General features: G+C 54.6%; 14 protein-coding genes, 3 tRNA genes and 1 pseudogene. 14 read left to right on the top strand and 4 right to left on the bottom strand.

Annotated elements, in window-relative coordinates:
* Window positions 1-229 precede the first annotated feature (229 nt).
* The 6 genes from uvrY (at window position 230) to H7R58_RS14035 (ending at window position 3,759) form a co-directional block, all read left to right on the top strand.
* Window positions 230-886 (top strand): UvrY/SirA/GacA family response regulator transcription factor, encoded by a 657-nt coding sequence (uvrY, locus tag H7R58_RS14060; protein ID WP_064544562.1) that lies wholly within the window; start codon window positions 230-232, stop codon window positions 884-886.
* On the top strand, window positions 883-2,715 hold the full coding sequence (gene uvrC / locus H7R58_RS14055) for an excinuclease ABC subunit UvrC (RefSeq protein ID WP_106927881.1): 1,833 nt from the start codon (window positions 883-885) through the stop codon (window positions 2,713-2,715). Before uvrY ends, uvrC begins: the two co-directional genes overlap by 4 nt.
* Window positions 2,716-2,770: 55 nt before the next feature.
* Window positions 2,771-3,319: a CDP-diacylglycerol--glycerol-3-phosphate 3-phosphatidyltransferase gene (pgsA, locus tag H7R58_RS14050; RefSeq protein ID WP_182930399.1), complete on the top strand. Its 549-nt coding sequence runs from the start codon at window positions 2,771-2,773 to the stop codon at window positions 3,317-3,319.
* 151 nt (window positions 3,320-3,470) lie between these two features.
* Window positions 3,471-3,546, top strand: a tRNA-Gly gene (locus tag H7R58_RS14045).
* A gap of 40 nt (window positions 3,547-3,586) precedes the next feature.
* Window positions 3,587-3,660 (top strand) — tRNA-Cys (locus H7R58_RS14040).
* Window positions 3,661-3,672: 12 nt separating this feature from the next.
* Window positions 3,673-3,759: transfer RNA gene (locus H7R58_RS14035), tRNA-Leu, on the top strand.
* Between the two features lie 338 nt (window positions 3,760-4,097).
* On the opposite strand, the gene H7R58_RS14030 is transcribed toward H7R58_RS14035, so the two are convergent.
* Window positions 4,098-4,877, bottom strand: coding sequence for a hypothetical protein (locus H7R58_RS14030; RefSeq protein ID WP_182930400.1), 780 nt, complete (start codon window positions 4,875-4,877; stop codon window positions 4,098-4,100).
* A 258-nt stretch (window positions 4,878-5,135) separates the two neighbouring features.
* Here H7R58_RS14030 and H7R58_RS14025 point away from each other — a divergent pair.
* Window positions 5,136-5,329: pseudogene (locus H7R58_RS14025) on the top strand (IS110 family transposase); the annotation flags it as partial.
* Window positions 5,330-5,443: 114 nt separating this feature from the next.
* On the opposite strand, the gene cho reads toward H7R58_RS14025, so the two are convergent.
* Window positions 5,444-6,319 (bottom strand): excinuclease Cho, encoded by an 876-nt coding sequence (gene cho / locus H7R58_RS14020; RefSeq protein WP_182930401.1) that lies wholly within the window; start codon window positions 6,317-6,319, stop codon window positions 5,444-5,446.
* Window positions 6,320-6,373: 54 nt separating this feature from the next.
* A complete protein-coding gene (locus H7R58_RS14015) occupies window positions 6,374-7,594 on the bottom strand; it encodes an ISL3-like element ISKox3 family transposase (RefSeq protein WP_000343760.1) in 1,221 nt (406 codons plus the stop codon).
* 293 nt (window positions 7,595-7,887) lie between these two features.
* Here H7R58_RS14015 and H7R58_RS14010 point away from each other — a divergent pair, with 293 nt between their 5' ends.
* From H7R58_RS14010 to H7R58_RS13980, 7 genes are all read left to right on the top strand, one after another.
* Complete coding sequence (locus H7R58_RS14010; protein ID WP_182934401.1) at window positions 7,888-8,592, top strand: GNAT family N-acetyltransferase; 705 nt, start codon at window positions 7,888-7,890, stop codon at window positions 8,590-8,592.
* Between the two features lie 388 nt (window positions 8,593-8,980).
* Window positions 8,981-10,099 carry a branched-chain amino acid ABC transporter substrate-binding protein gene (locus H7R58_RS14005; RefSeq protein WP_182930402.1) on the top strand — a complete coding sequence of 373 codons (1,119 nt, stop codon included), beginning with the start codon at window positions 8,981-8,983 and terminating at the stop codon, window positions 10,097-10,099.
* A 79-nt stretch (window positions 10,100-10,178) separates the two neighbouring features.
* Window positions 10,179-11,093 carry an ABC transporter permease subunit gene (locus tag H7R58_RS14000; RefSeq protein WP_106927869.1) on the top strand — a complete coding sequence of 305 codons (915 nt, stop codon included), beginning with the start codon at window positions 10,179-10,181 and terminating at the stop codon, window positions 11,091-11,093.
* 9 nt (window positions 11,094-11,102) lie between these two features.
* Entirely contained in the window at window positions 11,103-12,392 is a 1,290-nt protein-coding gene (gene livM / locus H7R58_RS13995; protein ID WP_106927867.1) for a high-affinity branched-chain amino acid ABC transporter permease LivM, read from the top strand.
* Window positions 12,389-13,267 carry an ABC transporter ATP-binding protein gene (locus H7R58_RS13990; RefSeq protein ID WP_106927865.1) on the top strand — a complete coding sequence of 293 codons (879 nt, stop codon included), beginning with the start codon at window positions 12,389-12,391 and terminating at the stop codon, window positions 13,265-13,267. Before livM ends, H7R58_RS13990 begins: the two co-directional genes overlap by 4 nt.
* Entirely contained in the window at window positions 13,264-13,980 is a 717-nt protein-coding gene (locus H7R58_RS13985; protein WP_106927863.1) for an ABC transporter ATP-binding protein, read from the top strand. The genes H7R58_RS13990 and H7R58_RS13985 overlap by 4 nt, the downstream gene beginning before the upstream one ends.
* A gap of 85 nt (window positions 13,981-14,065) precedes the next feature.
* On the top strand, window positions 14,066-14,734 hold the full coding sequence (locus H7R58_RS13980; RefSeq protein ID WP_106927861.1) for a YecA/YgfB family protein: 669 nt from the start codon (window positions 14,066-14,068) through the stop codon (window positions 14,732-14,734).
* Between the two features lie 53 nt (window positions 14,735-14,787).
* Here H7R58_RS13980 and tyrP read toward each other — a convergent pair whose 3' ends face one another.
* Window positions 14,788-15,999 carry a tyrosine transporter TyrP gene (gene tyrP / locus H7R58_RS13975; RefSeq protein ID WP_182930403.1) on the bottom strand — a complete coding sequence of 404 codons (1,212 nt, stop codon included), beginning with the start codon at window positions 15,997-15,999 and terminating at the stop codon, window positions 14,788-14,790.
* Window positions 16,000-16,153: the final 154 nt, after the last annotated feature.

Raw genomic sequence — 16,153 nt, 5'->3', positions numbered from 1 at the left:
TATACGATAAAGCGCCTGTTTACGCCGATAATCACCGCCTGCATACTGATAACGGCCTTTGGCATCTTACTGTTTTTAAGAGCTTTCCAGCATCTGTACATGAATATTTCCAAAAACGAGATCGAAATCGAAGCTCTGGCATTTTTAGACTTTCACAGATGATATAAAACCCGGTAGTATGGGGGAATTAAGCAGTAGTAGCGTTATCCCTATTCTGGAGATTATTCCTTTGATCAACGTCCTTCTTGTTGATGACCACGAACTGGTGCGCGCAGGGATACGACGCATTCTGGAAGATATAAAAGGTATTAGAGTGACCGGCGAGGCAAACTGCGGGGAAGATGCGGTGAAGTGGTGCCGTGCTAACCCTGTCGACGTTGTGCTGATGGACATGAACATGCCCGGCATCGGCGGCCTCGAGGCTACGCGCAAAATTGCGCGGTCTGCGGTCGATACCAAAGTCATTATGCTGACCGTACACACGGAAAATCCGCTACCGGCGAAAGTGATGCAGGCTGGGGCTGCAGGCTATCTCAGCAAAGGCGCCGCGCCGCAGGAAGTGGTTAATGCTATCCGCTCCGTGTTCTCCGGCCAGCGTTATATTGCGTCCGATATCGCTCAGCAGATGGCCTTAAGCCAGATCGAGCCAGAAAAAACGGAATCGCCGTTCTCCAGTTTGTCTGAACGTGAATTGCAGATTATGCTGATGATCACAAAAGGTCAGAAGGTGAATGAGATTTCAGAACAGTTGAATCTGAGTCCCAAGACGGTCAACAGCTACCGTTATCGTATGTTTAGCAAGCTGAACATACACGGTGACGTTGAGTTGACGCACCTGGCAATTCGCCATGGCCTGTGCAATGCGGAGTCGTTAGCAAGTCAGTGAGTGATGTTTTTGATTCAAAAGCCTTTCTGAAAACCGTAACCAGCCAACCCGGCGTTTATCGTATGTATGATGCCGGCGGCACGGTTATTTATGTTGGCAAAGCCAAGGATCTCAAAAAACGCCTTTCCAGCTATTTTCGTGCTCAGGTTGCTTCGCGCAAAACGGAAGCGCTGGTCGCGCAAATTGCGCAAATTGACGTCACCGTGACCCACACGGAAACGGAAGCGCTGCTGCTCGAACACAACTACATCAAGCTCTATCAGCCGCGCTATAACGTACTGCTGCGTGATGATAAATCGTATCCTTTTATTTTTCTCAGCGGCGATACCCACCCGCGCCTGGCGACCCATCGCGGCGCTAAGCATGCGAAAGGCGAATACTTCGGGCCATTCCCGAACGGCTATGCGGTGCGGGAGACCCTGGCGCTGCTGCAAAAGATTTTCCCCATCCGCCAGTGTGAAAACAGCGTGTACCGCAACCGCTCGCGCCCCTGCCTGCAATACCAAATCGGCCGCTGCCTCGGGCCGTGCGTGAAGGGGTTGGTGAGCGAAGAAGAGTATGCGCAGCAGGTGGAATACGTGCGGCTATTCCTTGCCGGTAAAGATGATCAGGTGCTGACGCAGCTGATTGCGCGTATGGAAAAAGCCAGCCAGGCGTTGGCCTTTGAAGAAGCGGCGCGTATTCGCGACCAGATTCAGGCGGTGCGCCGGGTTACCGAGAAACAGTTTGTCTCCAACAACGGTGACGATCTGGACGTGATCGGCGTGGCCTTTGAAGCCGGTATGGCCTGCGTGCACGTGCTGTTTATTCGCCAGGGCAAAGTGCTCGGCAGCCGCAGCTACTTCCCGAAGGTGCCGAACGATACTGAACTGGGCGAGGTGGTGGAAACCTTCGTCGGTCAATTTTATTTCCAGGGCAGCCAGGTGCGCACGCTGCCGGGTGAGATCCTGCTCGACTTTACGCTGCAGGACAAAACGCTACTCGCCGATTCTTTATCAGAGCTGGCCGGGCGACGCATTCAGGTGCAGACAAAACCGCGCGGCGATCGCGCGCGCTATTTAAAGCTGGCGCGTACCAATGCGGTGACCGCGCTGTCGACTAAACTTTCCCAACAGTCCACCGTCCATCAGCGCCTGCAGGCGCTGGCCGCCGAGCTGAAGCTGCCGGCGATTAAGCGGATGGAGTGTTTTGATATCAGCCATACGATGGGCGAGCAGACGGTGGCGTCCTGCGTGGTGTTCGATGCCAACGGCCCGCTGCGCGCCGAGTATCGCCGCTATAATATTACCGGCATTACCCCGGGCGATGACTATGCGGCCATGAACCAGGTGCTGCGTCGCCGCTATGGTAAAGCGATTGATGAGAGTAAAATTCCTGACGTTATCCTGATTGACGGTGGGAAAGGGCAGTTGGGGCAGGCGAAAGCCGTGTTTGCCGAACTTGATGTGCCGTGGGATAAACATCATCCGCTGCTGCTGGGGGTGGCAAAAGGCAGCGACCGCAAAGCGGGGCTCGAGACGCTGTTCTTTGAACCGGAGGGCGAGGGGTTTAGTCTGCCTCCGGACTCGCCGGCGCTGCACGTTATTCAGCATATTCGTGATGAGTCGCACGATCACGCCATTTCAGGCCACCGTAAAAAGCGCGCGAAGGTCAAGAGCACCAGTTCGCTGGAGACCATCGAAGGCGTAGGGCCGAAGCGGCGCCAGATGCTGCTCAAATACATGGGCGGCCTGCAGGGTTTACAGCAGGCCAGCGTCGAAGAAATTGCCAAAGTGCCCGGAATCTCGCTTGGCTTAGCAGAAAAGATCTTCTACTCGTTGAAACATTAGGGGCTCTGTAGCAACATAGGGCTAATATTTACTAACAACAGATAGTTACCGCGCCATGCAATATAATATCCCTACATTGCTTACGTTGTTCCGCGTCATCCTGATTCCATTTTTCGTGCTGGCGTTCTACCTTCCTTTTGTCTGGGCGCCGTTCGCGTGCGCGCTGATCTTCTTTGTCGCCGCCGTGACCGACTGGTTTGATGGCTACCTTGCCCGTCGCTGGAACCAGAGCACCCGCTTTGGCGCTTTCCTCGATCCGGTCGCCGATAAAGTCATGGTCGCCATCGCCATGGTGCTGGTAGCCGAGCACTACCACACCTGGTGGGTTACGTTACCGGCGGCAACGATGATCGCCCGTGAAATTATTATTTCCGCGCTGCGCGAGTGGATGGCTGAGCTGGGTAAACGCAGCAGCGTTGCCGTCTCCTGGATTGGTAAAGTGAAGACCACCGCGCAGATGACCGCGCTGGTGTGGATGCTGTGGCGTCCGAATATCTGGGTTGAGTGGGCGGGTATTGCATTATTCCTGGTGGCGGCCGTGCTGACGCTGTGGTCTATGCTGCAATATTTGAACGCGGCGCGCGGTGATTTGCTTCAAGAGTGATCGTTTCGACGCAATTTTCAGCAAACGATACAAAGTTGCGAAAAATACCGTTGACTCACCGCGTCAGATAAGTAGAATGCAACGCATCGAACGGCAGCACTGATTGCCAGACGATAGCAAAATCAAGTGGTTAACGAATCAACTTGATAATGCGGGAATAGCTCAGTTGGTAGAGCACGACCTTGCCAAGGTCGGGGTCGCGAGTTCGAGTCTCGTTTCCCGCTCCAAATTAAAAGCATCGGCAATAGCGGGTGTTTAAGATTTAAAGGCGCGTTAGCAAAGCGGTTATGTAGCGGATTGCAAATCCGTCTAGTCCGGTTCGACTCCGGAACGCGCCTCCACTTTCTTCCCGAGCCCGGATGGTGGAATCGGTAGACACAAGGGATTTAAAATCCCTCGGCGTTCGCGCTGTGTGGGTTCAAGTCCCACTCCGGGTACCATGGGAAAGTAAAGAATAATCAAAGCAATAAGCAGTGTCGTGAAACCACCTACGGGTGGTTTTTTTGTGCCTGAAATTCACGCTCTGTACATATCCTGTACTCACTGAGTGCAATGAATTGTTTTCCCACGCACGTTAATGCGATCTCACTTCATTCCCCTCAAACACAGAGAACAGGGCGTACAGTTCTGGTCTGATTTCGAGTCATGTTGTTTAGATGCGTTTGAAGATTCTGAATCTGAATAAAAGTTGTTACCCCCTTTCGAAATGCTAAAGGCAAGTATTGACGAAGAGTGAATTATGGGCATTAGTATTATAAGAATGGCACTATGACGTGACTTAGAGCATTACTTCCCATCGATTCATTAACCAGTCTAAAAGCGCATCAGCATCTTTCACAAAATATTGGTCTGTCCCTTTCTCTCCTCCGCGTGGGCCAAATGTTGCTGTCGAAATCTTGAAGCCTTCCCCGGTGTATTTGCACCAGATGTGATAGGTATCCCCTGGTGACCAGTAATAGTGAATTTCCCCATAAGGGGTGTTTTCCTTTGGTTCCCGGTAATCGAAATAGCCTCGAGCTGAATCTTGTAGCTCTGTAAGTAGTGCGTCGAAAATCTCACGCGTTTTAAGCGTCATGGGATGTTTAGATAAATCGACAACCTTTGCCTTCTTGGCATTCAGGCGATCACGGATCATTGATGCTGAATCACTCTGCGTGCTGGTGGCTGCGGGTGTCGTTGTATCGGCACTCAGAGCGAGGACTATAGTTTGCAGCCGGGCGATCTCTTTTTGCGCCTCCGACAGCTCAATCTGACATTGGCTGAGTTCAGAAAGTGCATTTTGGTATGACTCATTCAGGACTATCTTCTCATCCTGCAATGAGGTTGCACGTTCGCGGATACGGCGGGCTTCGACCAGAAGAGCATTGTACTTGTCAACTAACTCGCGTTCTCGATCTGCCCTAATAGGCGCGGTTTCTTCCCGGATAACATGCAGAGAACTCAGGCGTACACCTTCACGCTCTGCATAGCTGAATGCCTGACGAAATGCGTTAGTAGCTTCTTCTTTGTTTGAATTGCCCAGCGCCAGCGCTAGGGATTTAACTGCTTTGCTCATCATTTACTCTCATGCTCGGAAAACGCCAGGGCTTGTATTTCTTCGCGTTTCGCAGAAACGTCAATTAACAGGACAGTTAGGGTAATCCCCCCAATTTTAATGGAGGTGATAAGTAGAATAGGGACATTCGCTGAATATGCTGCATCGTGTTTAGCCATTCAGTGCCATATTTAGGTGTTTGGGATTATAAAACGATTGCCACTGGGCCGCATAGTTTTACATTGCATCCAGTGAGTGAGCTTCCTGTACTCCATTTGCATCTTCCGAAGTCTGAAAAACGATGGGTGCCCGTGACAGGTTCTATAAGCTTTAGCGAAGCTGATCATACGATCACTGACTATATCGTCGTATATTACCGCCCGCAAAGGCCGGATGACTATAACGGTGGGTTATCCCCAAACGAATCGGAAAACCGATACAGCAAAAACTTTAAATCGGTGGCGAGTTTTAGTTGATCACTACACACTCCGGGTACCATGGGAAAGTAAAGAATAATCAAAGCAATAAGCAGTGTCGTGAAACCACCTACGGGTGGTTTTTTTGTTTTTGTCCCTTGTGTTCACTGCGCCTCAGCCATCGCTTTCCCCACTCAGATCGATAACGGCTGCACTGCCTGACATCAGCGGTTTACACAAAATCTTATAGCCATCGTGATCGAAACCGGCCTGCTGGCGCGATAGGGTTGCAGCTTCGGCAAGCGAACCAACCGAGCCCAGCCACATCCAGTTGCGGATAATATGATACTGAATGAGATCATCGCTCTCCTCTGGCAATGCGATCGCCCCACGCCACGGCCAGCAGATGAGCTGAAGCTGCTCAAGTGCACAAAGCAACCTGTGGTGGTGTGCGTCGAGGGTCTCTTTACCGCAGCAGGCACCGGCGCAGCGGTGAAGCGCCGAGCGAAAACAGCCGCGCCCTTTATTCAGCGGTTCGAGGCCGAGCAATCCGTAACAGAGCCGGTGCGCGTCGGCAATAGACCGCAACGCTTCCAGCGCAGTGCGACGATTGGCGAACAGCCCGTATAAGCCAGCGTGATGAGAAAAGTCGATTTCTTTTGCGTACACTACCTCAGGCTTTCTGTTCTGCATATGCAACGCGCACAGCTGGTGGCTGCGGCGCAGGCGCTTATTGAACAGCGGCTGCTGTGCTTTAATCATTTTAGCTTCCAGCAGCAGTGCGCCGATTTCCCCCGCGGTGCGCGTCCAGCTTATTCTTTTCGCCTGATAGAGCATGGCGGCTTCATCGGGCGTACGCAGGTGTGACAGCACCCGGCTGCGCAGGTTGATGCTTTTCCCAATATAGAGCGGCAACGTTTCACTTTCGCCATGAAAGACATACACGCCGGGCAAGGGTGGGATCGCCGAAATAAACGGGCGCAGGTGCTCGGGGTACGCGTATATTGCGGCGGGGGAAAATTGTGGGCGGTACGTTGGGCGTGAGGGCAAGTGGCCTCCGGTATCTGTTTATTTAAGGGTCTTCCCCGATCATGGTGGGAAGGCTCAGAACGCCATATTCAGCTTTCCGTAGTGGAACATCACCCCCAGTTTAAAGCGCTCCCGGTTTCGGTATCCCCTGGCTTTTATCCTCAGCAGCCTGATCTTGCTGTTAAGTGCCTCCGCATTTCCGTTTGAGACACTGTGTCGCATCGCATTCAGGATCCCGTACAGCCTTTTTCCTATCGTTTTCGCGGCATTTTTCATCATGGGAACGTCACTGTTAGCCGCCAGCGCCAACCATCTCTGCCAGTCACTCCGTCTTTCCTCGCTCCATGGCCTGTTCCAGATATCCTTTGCCAGCTCTTTCAGCGCCCAGCACTGGCTCGTCAGCTTCATCTGTGCACGCAGCCACATCAGCTTTTCCTGCCGGGATTCGGTCATCCACTTATCGCTGTACTGCCACAGGAAGCGGGTTCCTTTTGCCTGGTGTCGGCTTTCAACAGGGAGGTGCGGATGTTCATTCTGACGGGTTTTATCAACTACCTCGCCCAGTTGCTTCGCCACATGGAAGCGGTCAAAGGCGATTTTCTCAACCGCACTGGGTAAGTGGATACGCGCTGCTCTTATATAGCCCGCGTTCATGTCCATTGAGAGCGTTTTGATAGCCAGCAACTGCCCATCAGTGAGCGTGCGAAGATAGCCGGCAAGACTCTCTGTGCCGCGATCATCCGTTAAGGCCAGCGCCCGACCATCGCGATCGGAGATCACCGTTATGTAACGATGTCCTTTTTTAAAGGCGACCTCATCCACATTCATATGACGGGCGGATAATGGCTTTTTTATCCGGGCAAGACCTCGCTTAACTGCCCGGGTCATAATGCCGTCAACCGCATTCCAACTGAGCTTAAGTTGCTTCCTGACAGCATCAACGGTGCTGATTTTCAGCCATGAGAGAACGAACGATTCGAATAGCAACGTATACCGGCTTCCGGGGCCAGCCCACGGAACAGGCAACGTCAGGCAGCCATGCTCCGGACACATAATTCGTGGAACATCGGCTTCAACAATAGTGGTGAACTGGCAGGTATCAAGATGGCGCCATTTACGATGACGGTGATCGTGAACAGAACAGGATTTACCGCAGGTCGGACAGGCTAGCCGGGTGTTTTCAGCGATCTCAATAGTGACAGTAACAGAACCGGCATTTTCATCGAGAGAAAGGGACTTTACCTGCCACGGATCGGACAGGTTGAGAATATGAGCGTAGAGGGACTTTTCGTCCATGGCGGTGACCTCTGGCGATTAAATACACCATTATCATGCCTTCAGCCACCACAACAAGGGAAGACCCTTATTTAAACAGTATAACGACAAAATCCAGAGGGCTCCAGAATGGCCAGGGGAACACGTCAATCGTTGGGGCGGGGAGTGTCAGGCCGGATACAGAATATCGCGCCGGGTATTCATGATGTTATGGACGATATTATTCTTATTGCGCACAGTGAAATTTACAAATGTGTAACATTCGTGGTCTTTCTGCTATAACCCTTAGTTTACCGTTTTGACAGGAAATGTTTATGCCGGAAATCAATGAGTTTGGCCAGTGGGTAAACGATCGTATCCCCGACTGGCAGGGGGCCGGGGCGCTGGCGCGTGCGCCGCTGTACGGCCGCTTTTGTTGGCTGGAACCCCTCAATGCAGCGCGTCACGCCGCCGATCTGTACGAGGCCTACGCGCAGGGCGAAGAGAGCGACTGGACGTGGCTTGCCAGTTCGCGCCCCGACTCTCTTGTCGCCACCGAACGGTGGGTGCAGGTCAAAGTTGATGACGCTGCGCTGGTGCCTTATGCGGTGATCGACCGACGCACCGAGCGGGCAGTCGGACTGGTCAGTTTTATGGCCATCGATCGCCAGATGGGGTCGGTAGAAATTGGCCACGTGACGTGGTCGCGGTTGATGAAACAAACGCCGCTGGGAACCGAAGCCGTGTGGCTGCTGCTGAAAAATGCGTTTGAACAGGGCTACAGACGGCTGGAGTGGAAATGTGATTCGATGAATCTCGAATCCCGCCGCGCCGCCGAGCGCCTGGGGTTTAGCTGGGAAGGGCGCCTGCGTCAGCGGATGATCCGTAAAGGTCGCATCCGCGATAGCGACTATCTGTCTATCATCGACGGTGAATGGGCGCGCTGCGAAGCGGTCATCTGTGCCTGGCTGGCTGAAACTAACTTTGATGCGCATGGGCGGCAAATTCAGCGTCTGGAAACGTTCAGGGACAACGCGTGATCTGACGTTACGTTAGCGTCAGACCCTCAGCGGCAGGCCGTTGCACCATTAGTTAACATAAGTTGCACAATTTGCAACAAAAATGCGCAAACCGTGACTATTGCAATATTTATGTACTTTATTGTTAAGCAGATGTGATCCCTCCCGTAATTTCACTTCGCCGGTGCAGAGGCCCTGCAACGGCGCTCTATATTCAGAATTGTCAAAATCCGAGCGCGGGTTGTGCAAAGTTGGCAACCATTTTGCTTAATGATTTGGCCTGAGAAGCGTAAGGAAACCTCGCCGTTATCAGCAGGATATTGTCAGGATGTCGTTTGTCCGGCGCAATGCGCCGGTGGTTCGGCTTCACACCGTAATGCATAAACCTCTTTTGCTAAGGTAGATAATAATGTCGCTGAAATTAATAAAAAGTCCGCTTTCGATTGTGTTGGCAGGGTGTCTGGTGACGGCGTTTTCCGCCCAGGCCGATATCGTTATTGGCGTTGCCGGGCCTTTTACCGGGCCTAACGCGACCTATGGCGATCAATATTGGCACGGTGCGACTCAAGCGGCGGAAGATATTAACGCCGCCGGTGGGATTAACGGCGAAAAGATTAAGCTGGTGCAGGGCGATGACGCTTGTGAACCTAAACAGGCCGTAGCGGTAGCGAACCGTCTGGTCGATCAGGATAAAGTTCAGGCCGTTGTCGGCCACTTCTGTTCATCTTCTACTATGCCGGCTTCCGAGGTCTATAACGATGCCGGGGTGCTGGCGATTACCCCGGGGTCAACCAACCCGCTTATTACCGAACGCGGTATGAATGACATGTTCCGTATGTGCGGCCGCGATGACCAGCAGGGTGACGTTGCCAGCAACTTCATCATTGATAAGCTGAAGGCGAAACGGGTGGTTATCATTCACGATAAAGATACCTACGGTCAGGGCCTGGCGGATGCCACCCGCGCAGCGCTGGCCAAACGCGGCGTGAAAGAGGTGATGTATGAAGGCCTGTCGCGCGGCGAGAAAGACTTCAACGCGCTGGTGACCAAAATTGGTGCGCAGAAGCCGGACGTGGTGTTCTTCGGCGGCTGTCATCCGGAAGCCGGACCGCTGGTACGCCAGATGCGTGAGCAGGGCGTGCAGGCGAAATTCTTCTCCGGTGACTGCATTGTGAACGAAGAGATGGTGACCGCTGCCGGCGGACCACAGTACACCAATGGCATCTACATGACCTTCGGCAAAGATCCGCGCCTGATCCCGGACGGTAAAGCGGTGATTGAGAAATTCCGTGCCAATAAGTTCGAGCCGGAAGGCTATACCCTCTATTCCTATGCTTCTATTCAGGCTATCGCAGCGGCGTTTAAAGCCGCAGGACCCGACTCGGCGAAAGCCAGCGCCTGGCTGAAGGCCAATCCGGTGGAAACCGTGATGGGTAAAAAAGCCTGGGACAGCAAAGGCGATCTGAAAGTCTCCGACTATGTCGTTTATCAATGGGATGACAAAGGCAAGTATAAGGAAGTTGAGTAACCGGATGGAGTCACGCTCAGCGCCGGTATGGCAGCATACCGGCGCTTTATAACATGGCCAATAACACGAGCGCGCGAAGATGGAGACATTCTTTTTACAACAGTTAGTCAATGGCTTGACGCTAGGATCGGTCTACGGGCTTATCGCCATTGGTTACACCATGGTTTACGGTATTATCGGCATGATTAACTTCGCCCACGGCGAAGTGTATATGATCTCCGCCTATCTCTGCGCCATTGGACTGGCGCTGCTGTCCTTCTTTGGCCTGCACTCTTTTCCTCTGCTGATCCTCGGCACGCTGGTGTTTACCATCGTGGTGACGGGGGTATACGGCTGGACGATTGAGCGTATCGCCTATAAGCCCCTGCGTAACTCCACACGCCTGGCGCCGCTAATTTCGGCGATCGGCATGTCGCTCATTTTGCAGAACTACGCGCAAATCAGCCAGGGGCCGCGTCAGCAGGGCGTGCCGACGATGCTGGACGGCGTACTGCGCCTGCATCTGGGTGAAGGATTTGTGCAGATAACCTACACCAAAATCTTTATCCTGCTGGCCTCGTTTGCCGGGATGCTGCTGCTGACCTGGATAATCGGCCACACCCGTCTTGGGCGAATGTGCCGTGCGGTACAGCAGGATCGTAAAATGGCCTCCATTCTGGGGATCAATACCGATCGCATCATCTCGCTGGTGTTCGTTATTGGCGCGGCGATGGCAGGGCTTGCCGGGGTATTAATTACCATGAACTACGGTACGTTTGATTTCTATGCCGGGTTTATTATCGGCATCAAAGCCTTCACCGCGGCGGTGCTGGGCGGTATTGGTTCATTGCCAGGCGCGATGCTCGGCGGGCTGTTGCTGGGCGTGGCTGAAGCGCAGTTCTCGGGGATGGTCAACTCAGACTATAAAGACGTGTTCTCGTTCGGGCTGCTGGTGGTTATCCTGATTTTCCGTCCGCAGGGGCTGCTTGGCCGCCCGATTGTGGCCAAGGTGTAGGAGCGGACGATGACCCATTCAACGGCTTCACACGATGCGTTTTCACTCAAGCGCTGCATTCTGGATGCGATATTTTCAGGGCTGGTGGCGCTGATTATTTTTGGTCCCATCGTCGGCGTTGTGCTCGATGGCTACAGCTTTAACTTTGAAGGCCAGCGGTTGGTCTGGATTGTTGCTGCCGTAATGGTCGGCCGCTTTGCGCTGAGCGCATTGGCGACCACCCGCGTCGGCAGACGGTTTGCCTCGCGGTTTGAAGGCGATAGCGCGGGCGTCTATGTCCGCGCTCCGGGCTATAAAAGCCAGCTGCGGTGGGTGATTCCGCTGGTGCTGGCGCTGGCGGTCTGCTTCCCGTTTGTGGCCACCAAATATGTGCTGACGGTGGCGATCCTCGGCCTAATCTATGTGCTGCTGGGATTGGGGCTGAATATCGTGGTGGGCCTTGCCGGGCTGCTGGACCTGGGCTACGTGGCGTTTTACGCCATCGGTGCGTACGGCCTGGCGCTAGGGTATCAGTATCTGGGCCTCGGTTTCTGGTCGATGCTGCCGCTGGCGGCGTTGATGGCTGCGGCCGCCGGGGCGCTGCTCGGCTTTCCGGTGCTGCGAATGCATGGCGACTACCTGGCGATCGTCACGTTGGGCTTCGGTGAAATTATTCGTCTGATCCTCAATAACTGGCTGAGCTTTACCGGCGGGCCCAACGGTATTTCCGCGCCGCCGCCCACCTTCTTCGGTCTTGAATTTGGTCGACGGGCGAAAGAAGGAGGCATACCGTTCCACGAGTTCTTCCATTTAACCTACAACCCAAATCTGAAGTTTATTTTCATCTACGCGGTGCTGGTGCTGGTGGTTCTGCTGGTGCTCTACATTAAGCATCGACTGACGCGGATGCCGATAGGCCGCGCATGGGAAGCGCTGCGTGAGGACGAAATCGCCTGCCGCTCAATGGGGCTCAACCACGTCCTGGTGAAGCTGTCAGCCTTTACGCTCGGCGCATCCACCGCCGGGATTGCCGGGGTGTTTTTTGCAACCTATCAGGGGTTTGTGAACCCGACCTCCTTCACCTTCTTTGAGTCGGCGCTGATACTCGCCATCGTGGTGCTGGGCGGGATGGGCTCAACCATCGGCGTGGTGCTGGCGGCCTTTGTCTTGACCGTCACGCCGGAACTGCTGCGCAGCTTCGCCGAGTACCGCGTGCTGCTGTTTGGCGTGCTGATGGTGGTGATGATGATCTGGCGGCCGCGCGGCCTGATTCGTATCAACCGCAGCGGTTTTGCGGTGCGCAAAGGGGTGGCGCCATGAGCCAGGATATGATTTTAAGCGTTGAGCATCTGATGATGCATTTTGGCGGCATTAAGGCCCTTAATGATGTCAATCTGGAGGTACAGCGGGGGTCGATAACCGCGCTAATCGGCCCCAACGGTGCGGGAAAGACCACGGTATTCAACTGCCTGACCGGTTTCTACAAGGCCTCTGGTGGCAATATTCTGTTCAATACGCGCGACAAAACGACCAATGTGATTCAGATTCTCGGGCAGAAATTCCAGCCGGGTGATTGGGTGAATCCGGCGCAGTTTGGTCAGCGGCTGTTCTATAAAATGTTTGGCGGCACCCACCTGGTTAACCGGGCAGGGCTGGCGCGAACCTTCCAGAACATCCGCTTGTTCCGCGAAATGTCGGTGGTGGAGAACCTGCTGGTGGCGCAGCATATGCAGGTTAACCGTAATCTGTTGAGCGGCATTCTGAATACGCCAGCCTACCGCCGGGCGGAAAGTGACGCGCTGGACCGCGCCTTTTACTGGCTGGAGGTGGTGGATTTGGTAGAGTGCGCCAACCGCCTGGCGGGGGAGATGTCCTACGGCCAACAGCGGCGTCTGGAAATTGCTCGCGCTATGTGCACCGGCCCGGAGATGATCTGCCTGGATGAACCCGCCGCCGGGCTGAATCCGGTAGAAACGCGGGCGCTGAGTAAAATTATCCGCTTCCTGCGCGAGCACCATGCAATCACCGTGCTATTGATTGAACACGATATGGGGATGGTGATGGAGATTTCCGACAATATTATCGTACTGGACCACGGAGACGTCATTGCTCAGGGCAAGCCGGAGCAAATTCAGCATGATGAAAAAGTCATTGCCGCTTATCTTGGTGCCAGCGAAGACGAGGTGAGCCTATGAGCGAGCCAATGCTGGAATTTCGTGATGTTGATGTGTTCTACGGCGTTATCCAGGCGTTAAAGCAGGTTTCGCTCCAGGTGAATAAAGGCGAAACCGTATCGCTGATCGGCGCCAATGGCGCGGGGAAATCGACGCTGCTGATGTCGATATTCGGCCAGCCACGCGTGCGCAGCGGGCAGATTCTGTTTTGCGGCGATGATATCAGCCATCGCACCACCCATTATGTGGCGTCGGCGGGCATTGCCCAAGCACCGGAGGGCAGGCGTATTTTCCCGGATATGAGCGTTGAGGAAAACCTGCTGATGGGCACCATCCCGATCGGCAATCAGTATGCGGCGCAGGATCTGCAAAGCATGTTCGATCTGTTTCCACGTCTTAAAGAGCGGCGCAAACAGCGGGCGATGACCATGTCCGGCGGCGAACAGCAGATGCTGGCGATTGCCCGCGCGCTGATGAGCCGCCCCAAGCTGCTGCTGCTCGATGAGCCGAGCCTGGGACTGGCACCGATCGTGGTGAAGCAGATTTTCCAGACGCTGCGTGAACTGGCGCGCAATGGCATGACGATTTTCCTGGTGGAGCAGAATGCCCATCATGCGCTGAAGCTGTCCGATCGCGGCTATGTGATGGTGAACGGGCAGATCCGCCTGAGCGGCAGCGGTGAGGAACTGCTGGGAAATCAGGAGGTGCGCAAGGCCTATCTGGGCGGCGTGTAGCAACGCCGGGCTGGAGTTCAACGCTAAACTGCTGCATCATTGCGCCTGAACTGAGCTTCCTCATTAACCACGATAGAGATTGAGTATGAAAACGGGACCTTTAACCGAAAGCGAACTGGAATGGCTGGACGAGACCATTGCGAAGTATGCCTCCGACGCGTCAATTATCGACGTGTCTGAACTGGACGGTATGCTGACCGCCATCCTCTCCTCACCGCTGGAGATTGAACCCGCCGAGTGGATGTTCGCCGTCTGGGGCGGGGCCGATCATGTACCGCACTGGGCAACCGACCGCGAGCGCGACCGTTTCGTCAATCTTACGTTGCAGCACATGAGCGATATTGCCGATCGCTTAAACGACTATCCCGATCAGTTTGAACCGCTGTTCGGCACGCGTGACGAAGAAGGCCAGGAGCTGACCATCGTTGAAGAGTGGTGCTATGGCTACCTGCGTGGCGTGCGTCTGAGCGACTGGAGCGGATTACCGCAGGAACAGCAGGCGGCGCTGGACTGCATCGCGCTGCACGGCGACGAAGAAAAAAGCACCGCGCTGGAGGGCTTTAGCGCTGACCAGTATCTGGAAAGCGTCGATAAAATCCGCCCGGCGGCGCTGGCGCTGTTCGATTACTGGATGGACAACCCAAAGGAAGCGCCGGTAAAGCAGCCGATCAAAAATGAAAACAAGGTGGGTCGCAACGACCCGTGCCCGTGCGGCAGCGGTAAGAAATACAAGCAGTGCTGTTTAGCAAAATAAGGAAAGGGGCCAATTGGCCCCTTTTTCTGGCATGAAGACCGGCTTGTCGGGAGTTAACCCACCGACGGCAGCAGGCCGGTGGCAATCCCCGCCTGAATCAATATCACCGCAATTCCGCAGGCAAATACCAGCCACAGCATCGGCTTGCCGCCCGCTACGCGGTAGCCGCCCTGCGGGTGCTGCTGGCGGCTTTTCAGCGTCAGCAGCGAGGGGATAATCAGCGCCAGTACCGCCAGCGCGACGCCCGCATAGCCCAGTGCCATCACGAAACCGCGCGGGTAGAACAGCGCAAAGGCCAGCGGCGGCAGGAAGGTAATGCCGCCGGTTTGCAGGCGTCCACGGACGGTATTTTTACGCTGGAACAGATCCGCCAGATAATCAAACAGACCCAGCGCGACGCCGAGGAATGAGGTTGCCAGCGCCAGGTCGGCAAACAGATGTACCGCCAGCTCAACGTGCGGTGAAGCCACCACTTCACGAATGGCCAGCAGCAACCCGTTCAACCCGCTATGCTGCGACATCAGTGCGCTGAATACCGGTGAGTCGATGCTGCCAAGCGTGGCAAGCTGCCAGAACACATAGGCCACCAGCGGGATCGCGCTGCCGACGATAAAGATGCCGCGCAGTTTACGTACATCACCGTTCATGTAGCTGACAATACTGGGTACGCTGCCGTGGAAGCCAAACGAGGTAAAGATAACCGGGATCGCCGACAGCGCCAGCCCTTGAGCCAGCGGCAGCGTCATCAGGTTAATCTGGTGAATATGCGGTAGCAGCAGCGCCAGCATGACGATCAGGAAGATAATTTTGGCGCTGAACAGGAAGCGGTTAAACAGATCGACCAATGAAGTGCCGACGCAGATAACCATGCCACCAATGGCGGTGAACAGTAGCACGCCGATGGCCGGCGGTATCTCAACGTTGAACCACTGACTGAGGCTGGAGGCCAGCAGTTCGCCCGCGCCGCTGATATACGCTGCCGTCAGCGCGTACATCAGGAACATCATGCTAAAGCCGGTTATCCATTGCCCGTATCGCCCCAGGTAGCGCAGTGCCAGCGTACCCAGCCCGGTGTCGGCCGGGACATGCTGATACACTTCCAGCAGCAGCAGGGCGGTATAGCACATCAACGCCCACAGCCCCAGCAGCAGCACCATCGTGACGCCAAAACCGACGCCCGCCGATGCCAGCGGCATGGCTAGCATGCCCGCGCCGATCGTGGTGCCGGCTACGATTAAAATACTCCCCAGGGTACGGTTCTTCACGCTTTCCTCTGCTTTACAACGTATTCATAACCAAAGATGCCGCGCAGAGTATGTTAAACCCGCAGTTTCGTCAAATATCAAATACAACCACTGTACATTTAAGTTTACGAAAAATGAAGGCGCGGGAAAGCTGCGCTAGCGCAAAACATGCAAT

This window comes from Klebsiella sp. WP4-W18-ESBL-05 (assembly GCF_014169075.1).
GTDB lineage: Bacteria > Pseudomonadota > Gammaproteobacteria > Enterobacterales > Enterobacteriaceae > Kluyvera > Kluyvera ascorbata_B.
Note: the sequence above shows the minus strand (reverse complement) of the source record. Positions and strands in the feature narration are given on the sequence as shown.